Genomic DNA, 23,142 nt, shown 5'->3' with positions numbered 1-23,142 from the left:
CAACCATCCGGGGAGGGGCGATGCGACTGACGACCAGAACGAACCTGGCGGTGCGGATTCTCATGATGTGCGCGGTCAACGAGGCCCGGACTGTGCGGACGGTCGATATCGCCCGCAGTTGCAACGCCTCGCTCAACCATCTGCTGCACGTCGTATCCGCCTTGCAGATGCAAGGTTTTCTGGAAACCATCCGCGGTCGGGGCGGCGGACTGCGTCTGGCGGTGCCCGGCCATTTGATCTCGATCGGGGCGGTCTTTCGCCTGTTCGAAGCCGGTGTGCCGGTGGCGGAGTGTTTTGACCCCGAGACGAATACCTGTCCGCTCGCTGGTGCCTGCCGGCTAAAGACATACATTGCGGCAGCGACCGAAGCCTTCTATCGCGAGCTGGACCAGGTCTGTCTCGACGATCTGGTGCTCGGCAATTGTGGCCTGGAGGCGCTGCTGCGCCTGCGTCCGCAACCGTCCGAAGCCTGCGCGGCGGCGATCGGTTCGTGAACCTGGGTTTCAGCAGTCAGCTCGCGAGCAGCGTCCCACTGCTGCGGTAGAGCATATAGGCGGCCACCACGAAGATCAGGCCGGCAAACAGGCTGTTCAACATGCCCTTGCGCGTGGACAGGTGCGCGGCAAGCAGACCGCCCAACAACCCGCCGAGCACCCCGCCGCCGACAAAAACGATGGCGAGCAGCCAGTCGACGTAACCGGACAAGGCATAGTTCAGCGCCGTCGTCAGCCCGAAAGCAGTGACGGCGACCAGCGACGATCCGATGGCAAACAGGATCGGCATGCCGGTGGAGGCGATCAGGCCGGGGACGATGAGAAAACCGCCGCCAATGCCGAAAAAGCCGGAAAATATGCCGGTCAGCCCGCCGAAACCGACAACTTTCGGCGCATTCTCACGGGAACATTGTGCGCCCGGATTGCCTTCCGCGCCGCGTCCCTTGAACATCAGCGCACCGACGACGAGCATCAGCAGCGAAAACAAAATGAGCAGCTTCTGGCCGTCGATCATTTTTCCCAGCGAAGAGCCGACATAGGCGCCGAGAATGCCGGCAACGCTGTAGATGCCAGCGCAGCGCCACTTCACATGGCCGGCCCGCGCATGGCTCAACATGTTGGTGAAGGCATTGGCGGCAACCGCAAAGGCGCTGGTGCCGATGGCGAGATGCGGGCTCGGAACCCCGACCACATAGACCATCAGCGGCACGGCGAGAATCGAGCCGCCGCCGCCAAACAGGCCGAGCGTGAAGCCGACGACGCCGCCGGAAAGCGCGCCGAGCGCGTATTGCAGGGGGTCAAGCAACATCGGGCGGCACCTGTCGCGTCACAGCGCGTTGACCGGGATCTTCAGGTATTGCACCCCGTTTTCCTCCGCCGGCGGCAGCTTGCCCGCCCGCATGTTCACCTGCACGGAGGGCAGGATCAGCTTGGGCATGGAGAGCGTCTTGTCGCGTTCGGTGCGCATCGTCACGAATTCGTCTTCGGAGATCCCCTGGCGGACATGGATATTGCCGGTGCGTTCGGCTTCCACCGTGGTTTCCCAGGCGTAGACGTCACGACCGGGCGCTTTGTAATCATGGCAGAGGAACATTCGCGCTTCGCCCGGCAACTGCATCAGGCGCTGGATCGAGCGGTAGAGCGTGCGGGCGTCACCGCCCGGAAAATCGCAGCGCGCCGTACCGTAGTCGGGCATGAACAGCGTATCGCCCGGAAAGATCGCGTCGCCGATCACATAGGCAAGGCAGGCCGGCGTGTGGCCCGGCACATGCAGAACGGTCGCCTCCAGTGTGCCGATGCGGAAACGGTCGCCATCCTTGAAAAGGTGGTCGAACTGGCTCCCATCCCGTTGGAATTCGGTGCCGGCATTAAAGATCTTGCCGAACACTTCCTGCACCCGGATGATCTCGTGGCCGATGGCGAGCTGCCCGCCGAGTTCTGCCTGCAGCAAAGGGGCTGCCGACAGGTGGTCGGCATGGGCATGGGTTTCCAGCAGCCACTGAACCTCGAGATTCTCATCCTTGATGTAATCAATCAAGGCGCGGGCGGATTCGTTCATCGTGCGGCCCGAGGCGGGGTCGTAGTCGAGCACGCTGTCGACGATGGCGCAGGCTCGCGAGCCCGGATCGCGCACCACATGACTGATCGTATAGGTCGCCGGATCGAAAAACGACCGGACGAGCGGTTGTCGCTGCACGTCGGCGCGGGCGGCAAGAATGACATCTGTTGCGTGTTGAAGGGCGGTGTCGGACATGGCTTCCTCCATCTCTGGAGTAATAAATACATATTTGCGTTAAATATGCAAGTATGGAATTATGGTTGGGCGCGGCGAAGCGTTCCGCTATAGGTCGCGCCGGAGCAATGGAGGGGTCTGGTTCATGCAGGGTCTGGATGATGCGGATGAACTGAGGCGCGGCGGGCTTCGGCTGAACGACCGCGCACCGGGCTTTACCGCCCGCTCGACGGCTGGCGACATCTCGCTTTCGTCCTATCGCGGTCGCTGGGTGCTGTTCTTTTCCCACCCGGCCGATTTCACCGCCGTCTGCACCAGCGAGTTCATCGCCTTTGCAAAGGCTGAGGAAAAATTTCGTCGCCTGAACTGCGACCTGCTCGGACTGTCAGTCGACAGCCTCTACGCGCACGTTGCCTGGCTGCAGGACATTGAGCGCAATTTCGGCGTGAGCGTCGGCTTTCCGCTGATCGAGGACAGTTCGATGGTGATCGCCAGGGCCTACGGCATGCTGGATAGCGCCTCGGCGAGCAGTGCCACGGTCCGCGCAACCTATGTCATCGATCCACAAGGGGTGATCCGTGCCATCGTCTGGTATCCGATGACGGTCGGGCGTTCCGTGGACGAACTGTTGCGGCTTGTCGAAGCGCTGCAGGTGTCCGAGCGCGAAGGGGCGTTGGCGCCCGAGGGTTGGCAGCCCGGTCGTCCGCTGGTCGAACCGGCGGCGCAGACGCTGGATCATGCGCGGGAGGCCGAACCCGGCCGAGCCTGGTATTATCGGGAGCGACGCTCATGAGCCAGCACCTTCCCCTTGAGATGATGCAGGAACGTTCTGCGGAAGCGGCGGAATTCATGCGCCTGTTCAGCACGCCAAGTCGGTTGATGCTGCTCTGTTTCATCGCCGGTGGCGAGCGCTCCGTCGGCGAGATCCAGGATGAGCTCGGCTTCAAACAGCCGGCACTGTCCCAGCAACTGGCGGAACTGCGCACGGCAGGCGTGGTGAAAACCCGCCGGGAATCCCGCCAGATTTTTTATTCAATCGCCGATGATCGGGTGAGCGCGGTCATGCAGACACTGTTTTCGCTGTTCTGTCCGACAGAACCTCAACCCCATGCCTCACCCCGTTCGATCCAGACCAAGGACATGGCGGTCGTCCCGGAACGCGCATCAGCGCAGGCTGACGAAAGCGCCCAATGGGCGAGACTCGATCCGGTCTGATAAGGCGAGGGATGCGCGGCCTTCAGCCGCGCCCTGGCGTTTTACGTTCCGTCGCGCCAGCGAAAGAAGGCGATGCCGCCGATCCCAAGACAGAAAGCAAGTGCGACACCTGTAAGAAGCATTGGCAGTCCTCCCAAACCGCTGAAAAAAGCCGCGCTCCTCAACGCGGCTCATACCAGTGGTACACGCTGCAGGTGAATTGGCAAGCAAATTAGCAAATGCCAAATCGATCGCCCGGCGCCGACCTGCTCCAAATACAGACATCAGGTCACCTGCCAGAGATGTTTGAGGGGGCCATCGGCGCCGAAAAGCGGGTCCCTCTGGGGTGGCGGGAGCGACGCGATGCTGCTCTTCTGCAGCTGCGATGGCGCTTCGGTCAGGATATCTGCCTCCTGATCGGGCGGATAGGCGCCGACCACCAGGAAGTCGGCCGTTGCCTCCAGCCGCATATGCCCGGTCCCGGCCGGCAGAACCAGGCAGTCACCGGCCTTCGCTTCGATGATCTTGCCCGTTGATCCACCGATCAGAAGCCGCGCGTGGCCGCGGGCGATCCCGAGAACCTCGTGTGCCCGGCTGTGGTAATGCTGGTAGGGAAAGATCCCGTCCTGCCAGATGTCTTGCCATGCGTTCGCCGCAAACCGGTCTTCGAACGCTTTTGCCCGTCCACGGTCTTCGCCCGAAAGGACAGCGTCGTAGACGAGCACCGGGAAGGACGGATGATTGGGCACCCATTCGCTTGTCTCGAACATTATCGGAACCGGTTGCGTCATTGCAGTCTCCTCATTGCGTGCCTGTGGCTTTGCAACCCACGGATCAGCTCGAGAAATCGTGTGATGAGGCAGAAGGTTCCCACAACCACGTTTCGCGCCGGCGACGGTCCAGGGATTGGGCAAATCGTGCTACGGCAGAATCTGTTGCTCCTACCCAGTGTCGAAAATTTTTTATGTCTGCCAGTGCAGGCTGTAGTCAGTTTGTGCTGCGGTGCGGGATTGCATGAAATATTATTTCTGTTTTTCTGTCATATTTTTGCAGATCGGAAAGTCTGCAAATTTTTCTCACGATTTCACGCGCAACGCGTAAGTGCCCGCCTTTACAAGTTGCGCCTAAAGGATAAGACGGAGGCGCTGCTACGCGCACATTCCTGCGTTTTGTGACCGGTTTGAGGCGCGACGGCGGTGGTGGCTGGACGTTGTGCAGGGGAAAAATGAGAGAAAAGAACAATCTTATCTCCCCAGCATCCGCTATCTGGAATCCGAACACGGAGCGACGTCGGAAACACTCCAGTCGCGCCTATGGGAGATATCAATGAAATACAAATTTGGCTTTGCTGCGGCGCTGCTCGCCGCGTCCTTCCTTTCCACCGCCGCGAGCGCAAAGACGTTCGTGTTCTGCTCCGAAGGTTCCCCGGAAGGTTTCGATCCGGGCCTCTACACCGCCGGCACCACCTTTGATGCGTCGGCCCATCCGGTCTACAGCCGCCTCCTGGAATTCGAACCCGGCACGACGAAGCCGGTTGCAGGTCTCGCCGAGAGCTGGACCGTTTCGCCCGACGGCAAAGAATATACGTTCAAGCTGCGCCCGGGCGTCAAATTTCACACCACCGAATTTTTCACGCCGACCCGCACGCTGACCGCCGATGACGTGGTGTTCTCGATTGATCGCCAGATCAACACGAAGAACCCGTGGCACCAGTATGTTGCCGGCACGTCCTGGGAATATGCCGCAGGCATGGGTTTCCCGGAACTCATCAAGTCGGTCGAAAAGGTCGATGACCTGACGGTCAAGTTCGTCCTGAATCGTCCGGAAGCGCCGTTCCTCGCCAACCTCGCCATGCCGTTCGCGTCGATCATGTCGAAGGAATATGCCGACAAGCTGCAGGCCGACGGCAAGATGGAACAGCTGAACCAGATGCCGCTCGGCACGGGTCCGTTCTCCTTCGTGGGTTACCAGCAGGATGCGGTCATCCGCTACGCCAAGAATGCCGATTACTGGGGCGGTGCACCGAAGATCGATGATCTCGTCTTCGCCATCACCACGGATGCCTCCGTGCGTTACCAGAAGCTGAAGGCCGGCGAGTGCCACCTGATGCCCTTCCCGAACGCCGCTGACGTCCAGTCGATGAAGTCGGATTCGAACCTCAAGGTCATGGAGCAGGAAGGCCTCAACATCGCCTACCTCGCCTACAACACCACCCAGGCTCCGTTCGACAAGCCGGAAGTGCGCAAGGCGCTCAACAAGGCGATCAACAAGAAGGCGATCGTCGACGCCGTGTTCCAGGGCATGGCAACGCCGGCAACCAACCCGATCCCGCCGACCATGTGGTCCTATAACAAGGACATCAAGGACGACACCTACGATCTCGACGCGGCCAAGAAGATGCTGGCCGATGCCGGCGTCAAGGACCTGTCGATGAAGGTCTGGGCGATGCCGGTGTCGCGTCCCTACATGCTGAACGCCCGTCGCGCCGCAGAAATCATCCAGGACGATTTCTCCAAGATCGGCGTCAAGGTCGAGATCGTCTCCTACGAATGGGCCGAGTATCTTGACCGTTCGAAGGCCAAGGATCGCGACGGTGCCGCCATGCTCGGCTGGACCGGCGACAATGGCGATCCGGACAACTTCCTCGACACCCTGCTCGGCTGCGAAGCCGTGGGCGGCAACAACCGTGCGCAGTGGTGCAACAAGGAGTTCGACGCGCTCGTGAAAAAGGCCAAGATCACCTCCGATCAGGCAGAGCGCACCAAGCTTTACGAAGAGGCGCAGGTCATCTTCAAGCGCGAAGCGCCGTGGGCAACGCTCGATCATTCGCTGTCCATCGTGCCGATGCGCAAGGAAGTCTCCGGCTTCGTCCAGAGCCCGCTCGGTGACTTCACCTTCGAAAACGTCGATATCGCCGAATAATCTGGCGTCACGACCCATGGCAGGCCGCGAAATGGTGACATTTCGCGGCTTTTCCTCAAGGATTGGCGCCCAGGGAAAGGCGCGATCCGGGGTTGGGCCAGGAGTCGGCGAAGCGTCGGCCGGCCAGACCCAGCTTTCAGACAAAACAACAGGTCCACCATGTTTGGCTTCCTCTTGCGGCGACTTGCCGTGCTGATCCCGACCTTCATCGGGGTCTCCATCATCGCGTTTGCCTTCATCCGGCTTCTTCCGGGAGATCCGGTCGCGCTGTTATCCGGCGAGCGCGTCATGTCGCCGGAGCGGCACGCACAGATCAGCGCGCAGCTCGGCCTCGACCGGCCGATGGTGATCCAGTATTTCGATTATCTCGGCGGCGTGCTCACCGGCGATTTCGGCTCCTCGATCGTCTCCAAGACGCCGATCCTCAAACAGTTCCTGGCGCTGTTTCCGGCGACGGTCGAACTCTCCTTGTGCGCCATCGTGATCGCCGTCGTCATCGGCATCCCAGCCGGCGTGATCGCCGCCATCAAGCGCGGCTCCGCCATCGACCAGTCGATGATGGGTGTGGCGCTTGTCGGCTATTCGATGCCGATCTTCTGGTGGGGCCTGCTTCTCATCATCCTATTCTCCGGCATCCTGCAGTGGACTCCGGTGTCGGGACGCATTTCGCTGATGTACTTCTTCAAGCCGGTCACCGGCTTCATGCTGATCGATTCGCTGATCTCCGGCCAGAAGGGCGCATTCGCCTCGGCCGTCAGTCACCTGATCCTGCCCTCCATCGTGCTTGCCACCATTCCGCTGGCGGTGATTGCCCGCCAGACGCGCTCCGCCATGCTGGAAGTCCTGTCGGAGGATTACATCCGCACGGCGCGCGCCAAGGGGCTGTCGCCCTTCCGCGTTGTCAGCCTGCATGCGCTGCGCAATGCCATGATCCCGGTCATCACCACGATCGGCCTGCAGATCGGCGTGATGCTTGCCGGCGCGATCCTGACGGAGACCATCTTCTCCTGGCCGGGTATCGGCAAGTGGATGGTGGATAGCGTCTTCCGCCGCGACTACCCGGTCATCCAGGGCGGCCTGCTCTTGATTGCCGGCATCATCATGGTGGTGAACCTGATCGTCGACCTGCTCTATGGTCTCGTCAACCCGCGTATCCGCCACTAAGAAGGAGAAAATCCCATGGCAGACACAGCCAAGACCCAGGTGGTCAGCAGCGCGGCGCTTCGCCGCCAGATGCTGGCGGAATTCTGGTTCTACTTTTCCGAAAACCGCGGCGCCGTCATCGGCCTTTTTGTTTTCGTCGCGCTTGTCATCGTGGCGGTCTTCGCCTCCGTGATCGCGCCGCATTCGCCGTTCGAACAGTACCGCGACGCCGTTCTCGTGCCGCCGGCCTGGCTGGAGGGCGGTCGCTCCGCCTATCTGCTCGGCACCGATGCGGTCGGCCGCGATATCCTCTCGCGCCTGATCTATGGCGCGCAATATTCGCTGTTCATCGGCCTCTTCGTCACCACGCTGTCGCTCACCGGCGGAATCCTGGTCGGCCTGATCGCCGGTTATTACCGCGGTTGGGTCGATACCGTGATCATGCGCCTGATGGACATCATCCTGGCCTTCCCGTCGCTGCTCTTGGCCCTCGTGCTTGTTGCGATCCTCGGTCCCAGCCTGACGAACGGCATGATCGCCATCGCGTTGACCCTGCAGCCGCATTTCGTGCGCCTGACCCGTGCGGCGGTGATGGCGGAAAAGACGCGTGACTACGTGACCGCCGCCCGCATTTCCGGCGCCGGTCCGTTCCGCCTGATGTTCCGCACCATCCTGCCGAACTGCACGGCGCCGCTGATTGTCCAGGCGACGCTCTCTTTCTCCAACGCGATCCTCGACGCCGCAGCGCTTGGCTTCCTCGGCATGGGCGCCCAGCCGCCGGCGCCCGAATGGGGCACGATGCTGGCGGAGGCCCGTGAATTCATCCTGCGCGCCTGGTGGGTGGTAACCTTCCCCGGTCTTGCCATCCTCATCACCGTGCTGGCGATCAACCTGATGGGTGACGGCCTGCGCGATGCGCTCGACCCGAAAATGAAGAGGTCCTGATCATGGCGCTTCTTGAGATTGAAAACCTGACCGTCCAGTTCGAAACCGCCAGCGGCTGGTTCAAGGCGGTCGATGGCGTGTCCCTCTCGGTCGATGAGCGGGAAGTGCTGGCAATCGTCGGCGAAAGCGGCTCGGGCAAATCCGTGTCGATGCTGGCCGTGATGGGGCTTCTGCCCTGGACTGCGAAGATCACCGCCGACAAGATGCTCTTCCAGGGCCGCGATATCCGCGCGCTGTCGGATGGCGAACGGCGCAAGCTGATCGGCAAGGACATGGCGATGATCTTCCAGGAACCGATCGCCAGCCTCAATCCCTGCTTCACCGTCGGTTTCCAGATTGAAGAAGTGCTGCGCATCCACATGGGGATGGGCAAAAGGGAACGGCGTGCCCGCGCGATCGAACTCTTCACCCAAGTCGGCCTGCCGAATCCTGCAGAGCGCCTCAACCACTTTCCGCACCAGATGTCGGGCGGCCAGTGCCAGCGCGTGATGATCGCGATTGCGATTGCCTGCAATCCGAAGCTCCTGATTGCCGACGAGCCGACAACGGCGCTCGACGTGACGATCCAGAAGCAGATCCTCGATCTTTTGATGTCGCTGCAGGCCGAACACGGCATGGGCCTGATCATGATCACCCACGACATGGGCGTGGTGGCGGAAACCGCCGACCGCGTGATCGTGCAATACAAGGGCCGCAAGATGGAAGAGGCCGACGTGCTCTCGCTCTTCGAGGCGCCGAAGAACGCCTACACGCGGGCACTGCTTTCGGCCCTGCCGGAGAACGCCACGGGTGACCGGCTGAGCACGGTCTCGGATTTCATGACGGCGGATGAACTGGCCGGAGGCGCACGATGACGGCGACGACGAACAACGCGGTTCCCATGCTGGAAATCCGCAACATCAAACAGGATTACCACGTCTCCCAGGGCCTTTTTAAACCTGAGAAGGTGGTCCATGCGGTCAAGGGCGTGTCCTTCAAGCTCGATGCCGGCAAGACGCTGGCGATTGTCGGCGAGAGCGGCTGCGGCAAGTCCACCCTGGCCCGCATCCTCACCTTCATCGATGAACCGACGGCGGGCGAGTTGCTGATCGAGGGCAAGACCGTCGACACACGGCCCGGCCATCTGACGGCCGAGATGCGCCGTAAGGTGCAGATCGTCTTCCAGAACCCCTATGGCTCGCTGAACCCCCGCCAGAAGATCGGCGACGTTCTGGGTGAGCCGCTCGCCATCAACACCAAGATGTCGGCAGCGGAACGGCGCGAGCGGGCGACCGACATGCTGGTTAAGGTCGGTCTCGGTCCGGAGCATTACAATCGTTATCCGCACATGTTCTCCGGCGGCCAGCGCCAGCGCATCGCGATTGCCCGGGCACTCATGCTGAACCCAAAACTTCTGGTGCTGGACGAGCCGGTCTCGGCGCTCGATCTCTCCGTACAGGCCCAGGTGCTGAACCTGCTCGCTGACCTGCAGGAAGAGTTCGGCCTGACCTATGTGTTCATCAGCCACGACCTGTCTGTGGTGAAGTACATCGCCGACGAGGTGATGGTGATGTATTACGGGGAGGCCGTCGAATACGGTTCGCGCGAAGAGGTTTTCGCCGATCCGAAGCACGAGTACACGCGCACGCTGTTTGCCGCCACGCCGCGGGCAGACGTGGAATCCATCCGCGCGCGCCTTGCCCGCAAGCAGGCTGTCGCCTGATCGTTCGACGAGCGGTAGCTTCTACTCCTTCTCCCCGTGAGCGGGGAGGGGGCTGGGGTGAGAGGCAATGGGCTTGCACAATAGTTTGACATGCCCCTCATCCGGCTGCCGCCATCTTCTCCCCGTCCGGACGGGGCGAAGGCAGATGCAGCACCGTGTCGACCGGGTCAGAGGGTTCGTTATCCGTTTTTCCCGCCGCGCCACTGCGCGGCATCCAGCAACACGCGGATCAGCGGGTTGGGGAAACGCCGTTTGATCTGCACAGCATAAAAAGTCTCGACGATGCCCGGCAGCGTATCGAGTTCGCTCAGCATGCCGGTCTCCAGCTCCTGCTGCACGACGATTGGCGGCATGACGGCAAGGCCGACGCCGGAGCGGGCGAGGAGACGCATCATCGCCATGTCCTCCACTTCGGCTGCGATCTGCGGCGTCACGCCAAGCCGGGCGGCCAGCGCTTCGAATTGCAGGCGCACGCCGCTTTCGAGCGTCGGCAGGATCATCGGATGTTGCGTCAGCATCTGGCCAAGCGACTGCCGACCGGAGGCGAGCGCCGGTTTGCCGATCAGGCTGACGCGCTGCTGGTAGAGCTGCTCCGAGACGAAGGGTGTCACCGCATCCGCGGATGGCGGCTGTGTCAGCAGAACGATGTCGAGATTCAGCGTTTCCAGCGCGTTCAATAGCTCTGCGGTGCTGCCGGAGCGCAGGATCAGCTCCACATCGGTGCGGTCAAGCAGAGGGCGGATGAATTCCAGCTGGAAGTTCCGAGACAAGGTTGCCAGCGCGCCGATGCGGATGGCCCGGCGCGCCGTGCCGGTCTGGCGCAGCGTCTGAAGCAACTCGTCGCCGGTCGCAAAGATCGTGTCGGCGTGGTCGAGTGCAATCCGTCCGGCTTCCGTGAGATAGAGCTGCCGCCCCCGCCGTTCGAACAAGGGGTGGCCGAGCCGCTCCTCCAGCTGCTTGATCTGGATGGAGAGCGCCGATTGCGAGAGATTCAGCCGCTCGGCGGCCCGGGTCAGGTTTCCGTCATGCGCCACGGCCCGAAAATAACGCAGGTGGTGATAGTTCAGCTCGCTCATAATTCTATTTTATAGAACGAAAACCGAAGAACAATGAATTTTTCTTCGGTTTGTGCGGGTGCTAACTCACAGTCGTTTGAATGAACGGCAGGAGTTGTGATGACCTACATGCTCGCCCTTGTGCCCGCGGCCCTGTTTGGCGTCGCCGCCGGTATCGCCTTCCTCGGCCCGCAGCAGCGCCCGTATCTGGTGCTCAAACTCGTCAGCCTGCTGTCTCTGCTCGCATTCGGCGCGGCGGTGGCCGCGGCGATCGTGCTAGCGCTGCAGGGGGCTGGCACCAGCCCGCTGATCGGCATTTCGCTTGCAGGCTTTGCCGGGCGGCTCGATCTCGTCAGCGTGGTCATGCTGCTGCTCGTGACCTTCATCGGCTGGGTGGTGGTCAGATACAGCGCCACCTATCTCGACGGTGAAGCGCGGCAGGGCCCATTCATCGGCTGGATGAGCGCAACACTTGCCGCTGTCTCTCTGCTCGTCGTTTCCGGCACGCTCGCACAGTTCGTGGCGGCCTGGATCGCCTCCGGCCTCTTCCTGCACCGGTTGCTGGTCTTCTACCCGGAGCGGGAGGCGGCCCGGCGTGCCGCTCGCAAGAAGTTTCTTGTCTCGCGGGCAGGCGATGCATCGCTTGTGATCGCGACCCTGCTGCTGGCGACGGCTTACGCCACGGGCGACATCGCGACGATCCTGGCTGCGGCCCGCGAGGGTGCGGCGCCCGCGATGGCGCTCATGGCCGCCGGCTTCCTGGCGCTGGCCGCCGTGCTGAAGTCGGCACAGTTCCCGGCCCATGGCTGGCTGACCGAGGTCATGGAAGCGCCAACGCCCGTCTCGGCGCTGTTGCATGCCGGCGTGGTGAATGCCGGCGGTTTCCTGCTCATCCGCTTTGCCGACGTGATGCTGAATGCGCCGATCGTGCTGGCGGTGCTGGTCATGATCGGCGGCTTCACGGCGCTCTTCGGCGGTTTGGTGATGCTGACCCAGAGCGCGGTGAAAACCTCGCTTGGCTGGTCGACGATTGCGCAGATGGGCTTCATGATCCTGCAATGCGGCCTGGCGCTGTTCCCGATCGCGCTCCTGCACATCGTCGCCCACTCGCTCTACAAGGCGCATGCCTTCCTCTCCTCGGGTGGTGCGATCGAGGCGGTTTCCGCGACGCGCAGACCGGGCCCGGTTGCCGTTCCGGATGGTTTTGCGGTTGCCCGCGCCTTCCTTCTGGCGCTCGTCATCTACGGCGTAATCGGCTTCCTCTTCGGCTTCTGGGACAAGCCGCCGCAGGCGCTTGCGCTGGGTGCCATCCTCATCTTCGGGGTCGCATATCTCGTCGCGCAGGGTTTTGCCGATGCCGCCCCTCGCGCGCTCACCTGGCGGACCTCGCTCTATTCGGTCGCTGCCGCCACCGGTTATTTTGCCCTGCAATGGGCGGCCTACCATCTGATGGCCGGCACCCTGCCGCTGGCACCGCAGCCCGGTCGCCTGGAATGGAGCCTGATGCTTCTCTCGGTCACCTCGTTTGGCGTCATCGCCGTCACCCAGTCGCTCTTTCCGCTCTGGGCGCATCACCCGGCGCTGGCAGGCCTCAGGGTGCATCTCGCCAACGGCCTTTATGTGAACGCTCTCTTTGACCGCCTGCTCGGCAATTTCCGGGCTCAGGCTGCAACACTTGCCAAGGACTAAGATCATGGATCACGTCTCACCTGTCGCCCCGTCGCAGCCCGCCGATCTGTCCAAGGCCGTTCGCGCTGCGGTCAATGCGATCCCGCCCGCCTGGCCGCTTGCCGCGACTGTCGCCGTCAATCCTTTCCTGGGACAGACCGATCGCGGTTTTGCCGAGACCGCCGAGCAGATCATCCGTCTGAGCGGTGTCAGCATCGCCATGCCGCGCGCCTGGTATGCCGGAAAGATCATCGAGGGAATGATCACCGACGCGGATCTGGCCGAAGCTCTGGCGAACAGCCCGCTGGGAGGTGCAATGACGCTCGACGCCCTGAAGGCGGCTGCGCGGCGAGAGCCGGCCTCGGTCGCCGCCATCCCGACGATTGCCGATCTCGCCTGCACCGTCTCCGGCATCGATTGGCCGCGGCTGGTCGCCGAGCGGATCGGCGCCTTTGCTGCGGGCCATTTCGATGAAGGGCAGGCTCTGTGGACGGCGCCGAAGGGGCAGGGGCTCTATGCCGCCTGGCGCATATATGCGCGTCACGACCTGACACCCGAAATCGCCGGCCTGAAAGGCTTTGCCCAGACCGTCGCAGACCTGCCGCGCATCTCGAGCCGGGCGATCGCGGCCAGTGCCGAGACGCTCGGATTGGGCACTGTCCCCGGATCGTATTTCCATCAGCTGCTCCTGGGTCTCGGCGGCTGGGCGCAATATGCCCGCCACCTCGATTTCACGGCGGAACGCGACGGTAGGTCGGACGAGACGGCGGTGGATCTGCTGGCGATCCGGCTGGCCTTCGAAGAGGCGCTTTACCGGCAGTATGGAGAGGCCATCGCCAAGGACTGGCAGAAGGCCTTGGCCGCCCACCGCGCGCCGATCGTGCCGAGCCAGGATCGCGAGATCGATACCGTGCTGCAGGCGGCTGCCGAGCGGGCCGAGCAGCGTCGGCTTGCAGTCTTGCTGTCGCAGCCGGGGCCGTTCAAGCCGACGGTTGCAACGTCCGCACTCCGGCCGGCCATTCAGGCGGCCTTCTGCATCGACGTGCGCTCCGAAGTCTTCCGCCGCGCGTTCGAAAGCACCGATGCCGGTGTCACGACGCTCGGTTTTGCCGGCTTTTTCGGGCTGGGTGCCGAACATCGCGACCAGGCTTCAGATCTCACGGAACACCGGTTGCCGGCCCTGCTGAAGCCCGGTCTTTTCAGCTGCACGGAGGTGAGCGAGGAGACCGATCGCACGGCACGCATCGAGGCGCGTGCCGTGCGCGCCTTCGGCCGGTTCAAGCAGGCGGCGGTCTCCTCCTTCGCCTTCGTCGAGGCCATGGGTCCGGTCTATGCGGCGAAACTGCTCGCTGGCGCGCTGAAGATCGGCTGTCACAAAAAAACCGCCGCGAAACCGCGGCTGGTCGAGGCGCTGTCGCTGGACCAGAAGATCGGCATTGCTGCAACGGTGCTGAAGGCCATGTCACTGACCGAAAATTTTGCGCCTCTTGTGCTGCTCTGCGGCCATGGCGCGACGGTTAGCAACAACCCGCTCGCCAGCGCCCTGCAATGCGGCGCCTGCGGTGGGCATGCCGGTGATGTGAACGCGCGCCTGCTGGCGGATCTGCTCAACGAGATGCCGGTGCGCCAGGGGCTTGTCGAGCGGGGTATCGTGGTGCCGAAGGACACGCTGTTCCTCGCCGGCCTGCACGACACGACAACGGATGCCGTCACGCTTTACGATGCGGATCTCAACACCTCCGGTCATGCCGAGGACCTCCCACGTCTGAAGCTCTGGCTTGCCGCTGCCGGCCGGTTGGCGCGTGCCGAACGGGTCAAGCGTCTCCCGCATGCCTCTGAACGGTCGCTTGCTGCCCGCAGCCGGGACTGGGCGGAGGTGCGGCCGGAATGGGGACTTGCCGGCTGCTCCGCCTTTATCGTCGCGCCAAGAACCCGCACGGCGGGCCTCTCGCTCGAAGGCCGCGCCTTCCTGCATGATTATGTCTGGCGCAAGGACGAGGGGTTCAAGGTGCTGGAACTGATCCTGACGGCGCCGGTCGTCGTCGCCAGCTGGATCAGCCTGCAGTATTTCGGCTCGGCTGCCGCGCCGAGACTGTTCGGTTCCGGCAACAAGCTGCTGCACAACGTGGTCGGCGGCATCGGCGTGCTCGAAGGCAATGGCGGCCCGTTACGGGCCGGGCTTGCCTGGCAGTCCGTGCATGACGGCGAAAATTTTGTCCATGATCCCCTCAGGCTTTCTGTCGTGGTGGAGGCGCCGCAAACCGCTATCAACGAGATCCTTGCCCGCCATCCGCAGGTAAAGGCACTGTTCGACAATGGCTGGCTGTCCCTCTTTACCCTGAACGAGGCAGGCCTGATGGCTGAACGGTATTTGGGAGACCTGAGCTGGGGTGCCTTTGACGAAGGAAACACAGGGAAACCTGCCCTAAAGGCCGTCGGTTGAACGATTCTTTGGTCGAAGTGTCGCAGTTTTGCGCCACTTCGACATCGCATCCTTCTTTGCATTTGTCAGAGTGAAGGGCGGCCCTCTATGCTACCATCCCAAACTCTGTGGATGCTTTGGGAGGAGCGGATGCGGCGTGAACTCAGTCATTCCGATCTCGTTTATGAAACCGCAGCGCGATCCTCGGCGGTCGTCGCCTCTCCGGTCGCGGCGTCCTGGCGCCGCTGCCTGGATGTCTATCATCTGGCGCCGGAGAAGGCTGCACGGCCGCAACGGATTGAGGATACCGCGTTCCGCGAAGCGCGCGAGCGCATGGAGCGACTGATCGGAAGTTCCGCCGAAGAAGTCGACCGGCTTTACCAGACGGTTGGCCGGTCCGGTTGCTGCATCATCCTGTCAGACGCACAGGGCATCGTCGTCGACCGACGCGGTGCCGCTGGCGACGATGCGGATTTTCGCGCGCTCGGCCTCTGGCAGCAGCATGTCTGGACGGAAGCCTGCGTCGGCACCAACGGCATCGGCACGGCGCTTGCCGACGAGCGGCCGGTGATCATCCATCGCGACCAGCATTTCCTCAGCGCGAATATCGGGCTCTCCTGCGCCACCGCACCGATCCGCGACCATCTGGGACGGGTGACGGCGGCGCTCGATATCTCCACCTGCCGCAACGACGTGACCGACATGACGCTCTCGATGCTCTCGCAGGCGGTGCGAGAGGCGGCCATGCGGGTGGAGGCGAACCTCTTCCGGCAGGCCTTTTCCGGTGCCCGCATCGTGCTCGTGCCGCAGGCGAATTCGCTGACGGCCTTGCTCGCGGTGGATCACGACGATCTGGTGATCGGCGCGACGCGTCTTGCCCGGCTGGTGCTGAAACTCGATGACCAGTTGATCGCCCAGGGCCTGCCCGCCGCCGATGCATTGCGCGAGGAACGCGGCGATGCCGTCAATGATCTCGATGAGGCGGAGCGGGCTGCCCTTCGCCGAGCGCTGTCGCGCACGCAGGGCAATGTCTCGAAGGCGGCGGACGTGTTGGGTCTCAGCCGTGCCACACTGCATCGCAAGCTGAAGCGGTTTAACCTGCAATAGACTCGGTTGGTGTCGCAGTCCTGCGACACTGTGCGGCGCAACACCGGCATTGCCACCTTTCGAAACGAGAGGCTGAAGCGCAATCATTCCTCCATCAGGGCCCGAGGAGGGGCCCTCCAACCGGGAGGACATCACATGAACGTTCAGGTCCAGACGATTGCCGCTTCGCCCTTCAAGCTCAGATACGGCAACTTCATCAACGGCGAATTCCGCGAGCCGGTCAATGGCCGCTATTTCCAGAACACCACGCCGGTCACCGGCGGCGTGCTCTGCGAGGTCGCCCGCTCCGACGAACACGATGTCAACCTCGCTCTCGACGCAGCCCATGCCGCCAAGGATGCCTGGGGCCGCACCTCGGTTGCCGAGCGCGCCAATATGCTCAACCGCATTGCCGACCGCATGGAGGCGAATCTTGAGCTTCTGGCCCGTGCCGAAACCTGGGACAACGGCAAGCCGCTGCGCGAAACCATGATGGCCGACATTCCGCTGGCCATCGACCACTTCCGTTATTTTTCCGCCTGCGTGCGTTCGCAGGAAGGGTCTATTGGCGAGATCGACAATGATACGGTCGCCTATCATTTCCACGAACCGCTCGGCGTCGTCGGCCAGATCATTCCGTGGAATTTCCCGATCCTGATGGCCGCCTGGAAGGTGGCACCGGCGCTTGCGGCTGGCAATTGCGTGGTGCTGAAACCCGCCGAACAGACGCCCGCCTCCATCCTCGTTCTCGCCGAATTGATCGCCGATCTGCTGCCGTCGGGTGTCCTCAACATCGTCAACGGCTTTGGTCTCGAAGCCGGCAAGCCGCTCGCCAGCAGCCCGCGCATCGCCAAGATCGCCTTTACCGGCGAAACCTCCACCGGCCGGCTGATCATGCAGTACGCCAGCCAGAACCTTATTCCGGTCACGTTGGAACTCGGCGGCAAGTCGCCGAACATCTTCTTTGCTGACGTGATGAGCGAAGACGACGACTATCTCGACAAGGCGCTCGAAGGGTTTGCGATGTTCGCCCTTAACCAGGGTGAGGTCTGCACGTGCCCGAGCCGCGCTCTGGTGCATGAGAAGATCTACGATCGCTTCATGGAAAAGGCGGTCAAGCGCGTCGAAGCCGTGCGCCAGGGGCATCCTCTCGACATGGCGACCATGATCGGCGCGCAGGCTTCCAGCGAGCAGTTGGAAAAGATCCTCTCCTATATCGACATCGGCAAGCAGGAGGGCGCCGAAGTGCTGACCGGCGGCTATCGCAACGAACTCGGCGGCGAACTTGCCGGCGGCTATTACGTCAAGCCCACCGTCTTCCGCGGCCACAACAAGATGCGTGTCTTCCAGGAGGAGATCTTCGGCCCCGTCGTGTCCGTCACCACCTTCAAGGATGAAGACGAGGCGCTCGCACTCGCCAACGATACGCTCTATGGCCTCGGCGCCGGTGTCTGGAGCCGTGACGCCAATACCTGCTACCGTTTCGGGCGTCACATCCAGGCCGGCCGCGTCTGGATCAACAACTACCACGCCTATCCGGCGCATGCCGCCTTCGGCGGTTACAAGCAGTCCGGCATCGGCCGTGAAACGCACAAGATGATGCTCGACCACTACCAGCAGACCAAGAACATGCTGGTCAGCTATTCTCCCAAGGCACTCGGCTTCTTCTGATTGGGAAGCTGCACCTCAAAGGCTCCCGATCGGCCCGGATCGGGAGCCTTCCTGCATCATGGGAGGACATCCGCCATGCCCGTCACCGTAGAACGCATCATGGTCTCGGCCACGGAGGCCGCGCTCGATCTGATTGCCGAGATCCGCAGGGATCATCCGGATATCCTGTTTCACCAGTCGGGCGGCTGCTGCGACGGGTCCTCGCCCATGTGTTATCCGGCGGCTGAGTTCCTGCTGTCCGATCAGGACGTGCTGCTCGGCCACATTGGCGGCGTGCCCTTCTATATCGGCGGCCTGCAATACGAGACCTGGAAAAACACCGACCTGCTGATCGACGTGGTGCCCGGGCGCGGCGGCATGTTCTCGCTCGACAATGGCCGCGAGCGTCGCTTTCTCGTCCGCTCCAGTGTCTGTCAGGCGCCGAGCCCAACGACGTCCTGAACGGGCGGCACGAAATCCTTTGCTTGGGTGCGGGCGCTCGTGCGGAGAAAATCCATCACCGAACGGATGCGCGCCACCTGCAGCAGGTCATGGTGGCAGACCAGCCAGTATTGCCGGTGCAGCACCACCTGCGGCAGCACGGCCCTCAGGTCCGGATACTGGTTGGTGATGAACATCGGCAGCACGCAGAGCCCCAGCCCGTTGCGGGTCGCCGTCAGCGCGAGAAGATGCTGGAGCTCTGGAAGCCGGGCTTGATGCGCGGGTGGATGTCGCCGAGATAGTCGAGGCCCGGCGCAAAGATCATGTCCTGGATGTAGCCGATGAAAGCGTGGTTCAGCAGGTCTTCCGGGCATTGCGGCGTGCCGTGCTTTTCCAGATAGGTCTCGCTGGCAAAGATCCTGAGATGGTAGTCCGTCAGCTGCTCGAAATAGTACGGCCCGGCTTTTGGCGGATCAAGCACGACCGCCAGATCCGCCTCCTTGCGTGACAGCGACATGATCTGCTGGATGGTGACGAGTTCGAGCGAGATGTTGGGATAGCGCGTCGTCAGGTCCTGCAGCCGCGGCGCCAGAAAGAAGTTGGAAAAACCTTCCGGTGCCGAAAGGCGCACCACGCCACGCTGCAGCGTCGCACTGCCGGAGATTTCCTCCTGCAGCCGTTCCGCCTCCTGCTCCACCTTTTCCGCTGTTTCGACGAATCGATGGCCAATCGGGGTCAGCACATAGCCGCGCGGATTGCGCTCGAAGAGCTTTACCTTCAGCGAAAACTCCAACCGGTCGATGCGGCGGGAAACGGTGGCATGGCTGGTGCGCAACTGGCGGGCTGCTGTGGACAACTGGCCGGAGCGGGCAACGGCGAGAAAGAACTGCAGGTCATCCCAGGTGAACGGCGTTCGCATCAAGCCCCTCCATCTGTTCAAAAATGAACAGAACCTGTTTGCAATTAGTCCGGGATTTGGGTTGCGTCAATTCGGTTGATACCGGATGATCCAGTGTCGGCGGTGTTTTGAGGAGAACACTCGTCAATTCTGAACAGTCATTGTCTGTTTGAGCATCTCTGGGAGGAGATCGATTATGCGCAAAATGCTTCTGGCGTCCGCCGCGTTCATCGTGGCCGGCGCGGCCTCTGCCGTGGCCGCCCCATCCGATGGAAAAGTGAAGATCGGCATCCTGAACGACCAGTCGGGCGTCTATGCGGATTTTGGTGGTAAATCATCTGTTGAGGCCGCCAAGATGGCGGTCGAGGATTTCGGTGGCAAGGTGCTGGGTGTGCCGGTTGAAATCGTGGATGCCGACCACCAGAACAAACCGGACATCGCTTCCAACATCGCCCGTCAGTGGTTCGACACGAACCAGGTCGATGCGATCATGGAGCTGACCACCTCGTCGGTGGCGCTCGCCGTACAGGCGATTGCCAAGGAAAAGAAGAAGATCGACATCGTCACCGGGGCCGCGACAACGGAACTCACCGGCAAGCAGTGCAGTCCCTATGGATTCCACTGGGCCTATGACACGCATGCTCTGGCCGTCGGTACCGGCGGCGCGCTCGTCAAACAGGGCGGCGACAGCTGGTTCTTCCTGACCGCCGACTACGCCTTCGGTTATTCGCTGGAGCAGCAGACGAGCGATTTCGTCAAGGCGAATGGCGGCAAGGTCGTCGGCTCCGTGCGCCATCCGCTCGCCAGCACCGATTATTCGTCCTTCCTGCTGCAGGCGCAGTCGTCCGGCGCCAAGGTCGTCGGCCTTGCGAACGCCGGCGCCGATACGCAGAACGCCATCAAGCAGGCGGCGGAATTCGGCATCACCCAGAGCGGCCAGCGCCTCGCGGCCCTTCTCTTCACGCTCGCCGAAGTGCATGGCCTTGGCCTTGAGGCGGCACAGGGCCTGACGCTGACGGAAGGTTTCTACTGGAACCGCGACGATGAAAGCCGCAAGTTCGGCGAGCGCTTCATGAAGCGCACTGGCAAGATGCCGAACATGGTGCATGCCGGCACCTATTCCGCCGTGCTGCAGTATCTGAAAGCTGTGCAGAAGGCCGGGACCGATGAGACGGAAGCCGTCGCCAAGGTGCTGCATGAACTGCCGGTCGATGACGTTTTCGGCCGCGGTGGTACGGTGGGCAAGAACGGCCGCATGATCCACGACATGTATCTGCTGGAAGTCAAGAAGCCGGCCGACAGCAAGGCTGCGTGGGACTACTACAACGTGCTCGCCACCATTCCCGGCAAGGAAGCCTATATCGATCCGGCCAAGAGCGGCTGCGATCTCGTGAAGTGAGGCCTCAAAGCGCTGATGACGAACGCATTCGCTGAACAGCGGCCGGAGCCGCGGGTGGTCTTGACCGCCCGCGGTCTGCGCCGGGATTTCGGAGCCTTCACGGCGGTCAAGGATGTCAATCTCGATGTCCGCCATGCGGAAGTGCATGCCCTGATCGGTCCGAACGGGGCCGGCAAGACGACGGTCTTTAATCTTCTGACCAAGTTCCTGCAGCCGACGGCCGGCAGGATCACCCTGATGGGCCAGGACATCACCCGGACTGCACCCGACAAGGTGGCGCGGATGGGGCTTGTCCGGTCCTTTCAGATCTCCGCCGTCTTCCCGCATCTTTCGGTGCTGGACAATGTGCGCGTCGCTCTGCAGCGCAACCACAATCTCGCCCACCAGTTCTGGCGGCCGCTCTCGGCGCTCGACAGTCTGAACGGCCGTGCGGAGGATCTCCTCTCCTCGGTCGGCCTGTCCCGCGAGCGCGATCAGCTGGCCGCCGATCTTTCTTACGGTCGCAAGCGCGTGTTGGAAATCGCCACGACGCTCGCGCTCGATCCGAAGGTGCTTCTGCTCGATGAACCGATGGCCGGCATGGGCCAGGAGGATATCGGCACGATTGCCAACCTCATCCGCGAGGTGGCAAAAACCCGTGCGGTGCTGATGGTGGAGCACAATCTCTCCGTGGTGGCCGATCTCTGCCATCATGTGACGGTGCTGCAGCGGGGCGAGATTCTCGCCGAAGGCGATTACGAGACGGTCAGCCGCGATCCGCGCGTACGCACCGCCTATATGGGCACGGAGGAGGCGTGAGATGACCGCACTTCTCGAAATCCGCGGCCTGAACGCCTGGTATGGCGAAAGCCACATCCTGCATGGTGTCGATATGCAGGTGGGCGAGGGCGAGATGGTCACCATTCTCGGCCGCAACGGCATGGGCAAGACGACGACGTTGCGCAGCATTGTCGGCATCCTGCGCAAACGCCAGGGCGAGATCCGGCTCGCCGGCCGCGACCTGATGCAGGTGCCGCTGCACCGCACGGCGCATCATGGGCTTGGTTATGTACCGGAAGAACGTGGCATCTTCGCCTCGCTCAACGTCCTCGAAAACCTCATGCTGCCACCCTCGGTCGGCGAAGGCATGAAAGTTGAAGAAATCTTCGAACTCTTCCCGAACCTCTACGAACGGCGCAACAGCCCCGGCACGCGTCTCTCCGGCGGCGAACAGCAGATGCTGGCGATTGCCCGCATCCTGCGCACCGGCGTCAAGGTTCTTTTGCTCGACGAACCGACAGAAGGGCTCGCCCCGGTCATCGTGCAGCGCATTGGCGAGGTGCTGAAGAAACTCAAGGAGCGCGGCATGACCGTTGTGCTGGTCGAACAGAATTTCCGCTTTGCCGCCCGTGTCGCCGACCGGTTTTATCTGATGGATCATGGCCAGATGGTTTCCGAATTCCCGGTCGGGGAACTGCCGGAGCGCATGGACATGCTGCACAAGGTTCTGGGAGTGTGATGCCATGACGATGATTTTCGGCATTCCCCTGCAGGCACTGCTCGGCCAGTTGCTGATCGGCCTGATCAACGGCTCCTTTTACGCGCTTTTGTCGCTCGGCCTTGCGATCATCTTCGGCCTCCTGCGCATGATCAATTTTGCGCATGGCGCGCAATATATGCTGGGGGCCTTCACCGCTTATCTTCTGCTCACCTTCGCCGGCATCGGGTATTGGGTGGCGCTGATCCTCGCTCCCGTCATCGTCGGCGTGCTGGGGGCCGTGGTCGAGCGCCTGTTTCTGCGCAGGCTTTATGATCTCGATCCGCTTTACGGCCTGCTCTTCACCTTCGGCCTGGCGCTGACTCTGGAAGGCGCGTTCCGGTATGTCTACGGCGCCTCCGGCCAGCCCTATGCGACGCCCTCGGCGCTTGCCGGTGGGACGAACCTCGGTTTCATGTTCCTGCCGATCTATCGTGGCTGGGTCGTTGTGGTGTCGCTCGTCGTCTGCATCGCCACCTGGTTCTTGATCGAAAAGACCAAACTCGGCGCTTACCTTCGGGCAGCGACGGAGAATGCGACGCTCGTCCAGGCTTTCGGCGTCAACGTGCCGGTGCTTCTCACCTTCACTTATGGCCTCGGCGTCGCGCTTGCCGCCTTTGCAGGGGTGCTCGCCGCACCCGTCTATCAGGTCTCGCCGCTGATGGGCTCCAACATCATCATCGTCGTTTTTGCCGTGGTCGTCGTCGGCGGCATGGGCTCCATCATGGGCTCGATTGTCACGGGCTATATGCTCGGCATCGCCGAGGGGCTCACCAAGGTCTTTTATCCGGAGGCATCCAATATCGTGATCTTTGTCATCATGGCGATCGTTCTGCTCATCCGGCCGGCTGGCCTCTTCGGACGGGAGGCTTGAC

Annotated in this window: 21 protein-coding genes and 1 pseudogene; 17 read left to right on the top strand and 5 right to left on the bottom strand. The window is 62.4% G+C overall.

All coding sequences use genetic code 11. The features are described from left to right. The first annotated feature begins 20 nt into the window (after positions 1 to 20). Positions 21 to 494, top strand: a complete 474-nt coding sequence (locus OU993_RS16870; RefSeq protein ID WP_268159344.1) for an RrF2 family transcriptional regulator — start codon at positions 21 to 23, stop codon at positions 492 to 494. 16 nt (positions 495 to 510) lie between these two features. On the opposite strand, the gene OU993_RS16865 is transcribed toward OU993_RS16870, so the two are convergent. Together OU993_RS16865 and OU993_RS16860 are read right to left on the bottom strand one after the other, a co-directional pair. Continuing rightward, positions 511 to 1,302: a sulfite exporter TauE/SafE family protein gene (locus OU993_RS16865; protein ID WP_268159342.1), complete on the bottom strand. Its 792-nt coding sequence runs from the start codon at positions 1,300 to 1,302 to the stop codon at positions 511 to 513. Between the two features lie 18 nt (positions 1,303 to 1,320). Further along, positions 1,321 to 2,247, bottom strand: a complete 927-nt coding sequence (locus OU993_RS16860; RefSeq protein ID WP_268159340.1) for an MBL fold metallo-hydrolase — start codon at positions 2,245 to 2,247, stop codon at positions 1,321 to 1,323. A 124-nt stretch (positions 2,248 to 2,371) separates the two neighbouring features. Here OU993_RS16860 and OU993_RS16855 point away from each other — a divergent pair, with 124 nt between their 5' ends. Continuing rightward, complete coding sequence (locus OU993_RS16855; RefSeq protein WP_268159338.1) at positions 2,372 to 3,019, top strand: peroxiredoxin; 648 nt, start codon at positions 2,372 to 2,374, stop codon at positions 3,017 to 3,019. Further along, positions 3,016 to 3,441: an ArsR/SmtB family transcription factor gene (locus tag OU993_RS16850; RefSeq protein ID WP_268159336.1), complete on the top strand. Its 426-nt coding sequence runs from the start codon at positions 3,016 to 3,018 to the stop codon at positions 3,439 to 3,441. Before OU993_RS16855 ends, OU993_RS16850 begins: the two co-directional genes overlap by 4 nt. A gap of 263 nt (positions 3,442 to 3,704) precedes the next feature. On the opposite strand, the gene OU993_RS16845 is transcribed toward OU993_RS16850, so the two are convergent. Continuing rightward, entirely contained in the window at positions 3,705 to 4,211 is a 507-nt protein-coding gene (locus OU993_RS16845; protein WP_268159335.1) for a cupin, read from the bottom strand. Between the two features lie 535 nt (positions 4,212 to 4,746). On the opposite strand from OU993_RS16845, the gene OU993_RS16840 reads away from it, so the two are divergent. The 5 genes from OU993_RS16840 (at position 4,747) to OU993_RS16820 (ending at position 10,132) form a co-directional block, all read left to right on the top strand. Then, positions 4,747 to 6,342 (top strand): ABC transporter substrate-binding protein, encoded by a 1,596-nt coding sequence (locus OU993_RS16840; protein ID WP_268159333.1) that lies wholly within the window; start codon positions 4,747 to 4,749, stop codon positions 6,340 to 6,342. 159 nt (positions 6,343 to 6,501) lie between these two features. Then, the gene (locus OU993_RS16835; protein WP_268159331.1) at positions 6,502 to 7,506 is read left to right on the top strand and encodes an ABC transporter permease subunit; all 1,005 of its coding nucleotides are present in this window, start codon (positions 6,502 to 6,504) and stop codon (positions 7,504 to 7,506) included. A 15-nt stretch (positions 7,507 to 7,521) separates the two neighbouring features. Continuing rightward, on the top strand, positions 7,522 to 8,430 hold the full coding sequence (locus OU993_RS16830; RefSeq protein ID WP_268159329.1) for an ABC transporter permease subunit: 909 nt from the start codon (positions 7,522 to 7,524) through the stop codon (positions 8,428 to 8,430). Between the two features lie 2 nt (positions 8,431 to 8,432). Continuing rightward, on the top strand, positions 8,433 to 9,284 hold the full coding sequence (locus OU993_RS16825) for an ABC transporter ATP-binding protein (protein WP_268159327.1): 852 nt from the start codon (positions 8,433 to 8,435) through the stop codon (positions 9,282 to 9,284). Beyond that, positions 9,281 to 10,132, top strand: a complete 852-nt coding sequence (locus OU993_RS16820) for a dipeptide ABC transporter ATP-binding protein (protein WP_268159325.1) — start codon at positions 9,281 to 9,283, stop codon at positions 10,130 to 10,132. The genes OU993_RS16825 and OU993_RS16820 overlap by 4 nt, the downstream gene beginning before the upstream one ends. A 179-nt stretch (positions 10,133 to 10,311) precedes the next feature. Here the strand turns inward: OU993_RS16820 and OU993_RS16815 are convergent, their stop codons facing one another. Continuing rightward, the gene (locus tag OU993_RS16815) at positions 10,312 to 11,208 is read right to left on the bottom strand and encodes a LysR family transcriptional regulator (RefSeq protein ID WP_268159323.1); all 897 of its coding nucleotides are present in this window, start codon (positions 11,206 to 11,208) and stop codon (positions 10,312 to 10,314) included. Positions 11,209 to 11,307: 99 nt separating this feature from the next. On the opposite strand from OU993_RS16815, the gene OU993_RS16810 reads away from it, so the two are divergent. The 5 genes from OU993_RS16810 (at position 11,308) to OU993_RS16790 (ending at position 18,475) form a co-directional block, all read left to right on the top strand. Next, the gene (locus tag OU993_RS16810) at positions 11,308 to 12,876 is read left to right on the top strand and encodes a proton-conducting transporter transmembrane domain-containing protein (RefSeq protein ID WP_268159322.1); all 1,569 of its coding nucleotides are present in this window, start codon (positions 11,308 to 11,310) and stop codon (positions 12,874 to 12,876) included. 4 nt (positions 12,877 to 12,880) lie between these two features. Next, entirely contained in the window at positions 12,881 to 15,298 is a 2,418-nt protein-coding gene (locus OU993_RS16805; RefSeq protein ID WP_268159320.1) for a YbcC family protein, read from the top strand. A 129-nt stretch (positions 15,299 to 15,427) separates the two neighbouring features. Next, positions 15,428 to 16,384, top strand: a complete 957-nt coding sequence (locus OU993_RS16800; RefSeq protein ID WP_268159318.1) for a helix-turn-helix domain-containing protein — start codon at positions 15,428 to 15,430, stop codon at positions 16,382 to 16,384. Positions 16,385 to 16,519: 135 nt separating this feature from the next. Next, positions 16,520 to 18,034, top strand: coding sequence for an aldehyde dehydrogenase (adh, locus tag OU993_RS16795; protein ID WP_268159316.1), 1,515 nt, complete (start codon positions 16,520 to 16,522; stop codon positions 18,032 to 18,034). Between the two features lie 75 nt (positions 18,035 to 18,109). Then, positions 18,110 to 18,475, top strand: coding sequence for a DUF779 domain-containing protein (locus OU993_RS16790; RefSeq protein ID WP_268159314.1), 366 nt, complete (start codon positions 18,110 to 18,112; stop codon positions 18,473 to 18,475). Here OU993_RS16790 and OU993_RS16785 read toward each other — a convergent pair. Beyond that, positions 18,448 to 19,373: pseudogene (locus OU993_RS16785) on the bottom strand (LysR family transcriptional regulator). The gene OU993_RS16790 and the pseudogene OU993_RS16785 overlap by 28 nt on opposite strands. Before the next feature lie 175 nt (positions 19,374 to 19,548). On the opposite strand from OU993_RS16785, the gene OU993_RS16780 reads away from it, so the two are divergent. The 4 genes from OU993_RS16780 to OU993_RS16765 are packed head-to-tail and all read left to right on the top strand — an operon-like array spanning position 19,549 to position 23,141. Further along, positions 19,549 to 20,751: an ABC transporter substrate-binding protein gene (locus OU993_RS16780; protein ID WP_268159313.1), complete on the top strand. Its 1,203-nt coding sequence runs from the start codon at positions 19,549 to 19,551 to the stop codon at positions 20,749 to 20,751. A gap of 15 nt (positions 20,752 to 20,766) precedes the next feature. Continuing rightward, positions 20,767 to 21,549, top strand: a complete 783-nt coding sequence (locus tag OU993_RS16775; protein WP_268159312.1) for an ABC transporter ATP-binding protein — start codon at positions 20,767 to 20,769, stop codon at positions 21,547 to 21,549. A 1-nt stretch (position 21,550) separates the two neighbouring features. After that, the gene (locus OU993_RS16770; protein ID WP_215565669.1) at positions 21,551 to 22,249 is read left to right on the top strand and encodes an ABC transporter ATP-binding protein; all 699 of its coding nucleotides are present in this window, start codon (positions 21,551 to 21,553) and stop codon (positions 22,247 to 22,249) included. Between the two features lie 4 nt (positions 22,250 to 22,253). Then, a complete protein-coding gene (locus tag OU993_RS16765) occupies positions 22,254 to 23,141 on the top strand; it encodes a branched-chain amino acid ABC transporter permease (RefSeq protein WP_268159307.1) in 888 nt (295 codons plus the stop codon). The last annotated feature ends 1 nt before the right edge of the window (position 23,142 follow it).

It is taken from the genome of Rhizobium sp. SL86 (assembly GCF_026672545.1).
Taxonomy (GTDB): domain Bacteria; phylum Pseudomonadota; class Alphaproteobacteria; order Rhizobiales; family Rhizobiaceae; genus Neorhizobium.
The sequence above is the reverse complement of the archived record's forward strand: the minus strand, read 5'-3'. Positions and strand labels throughout refer to the sequence as shown.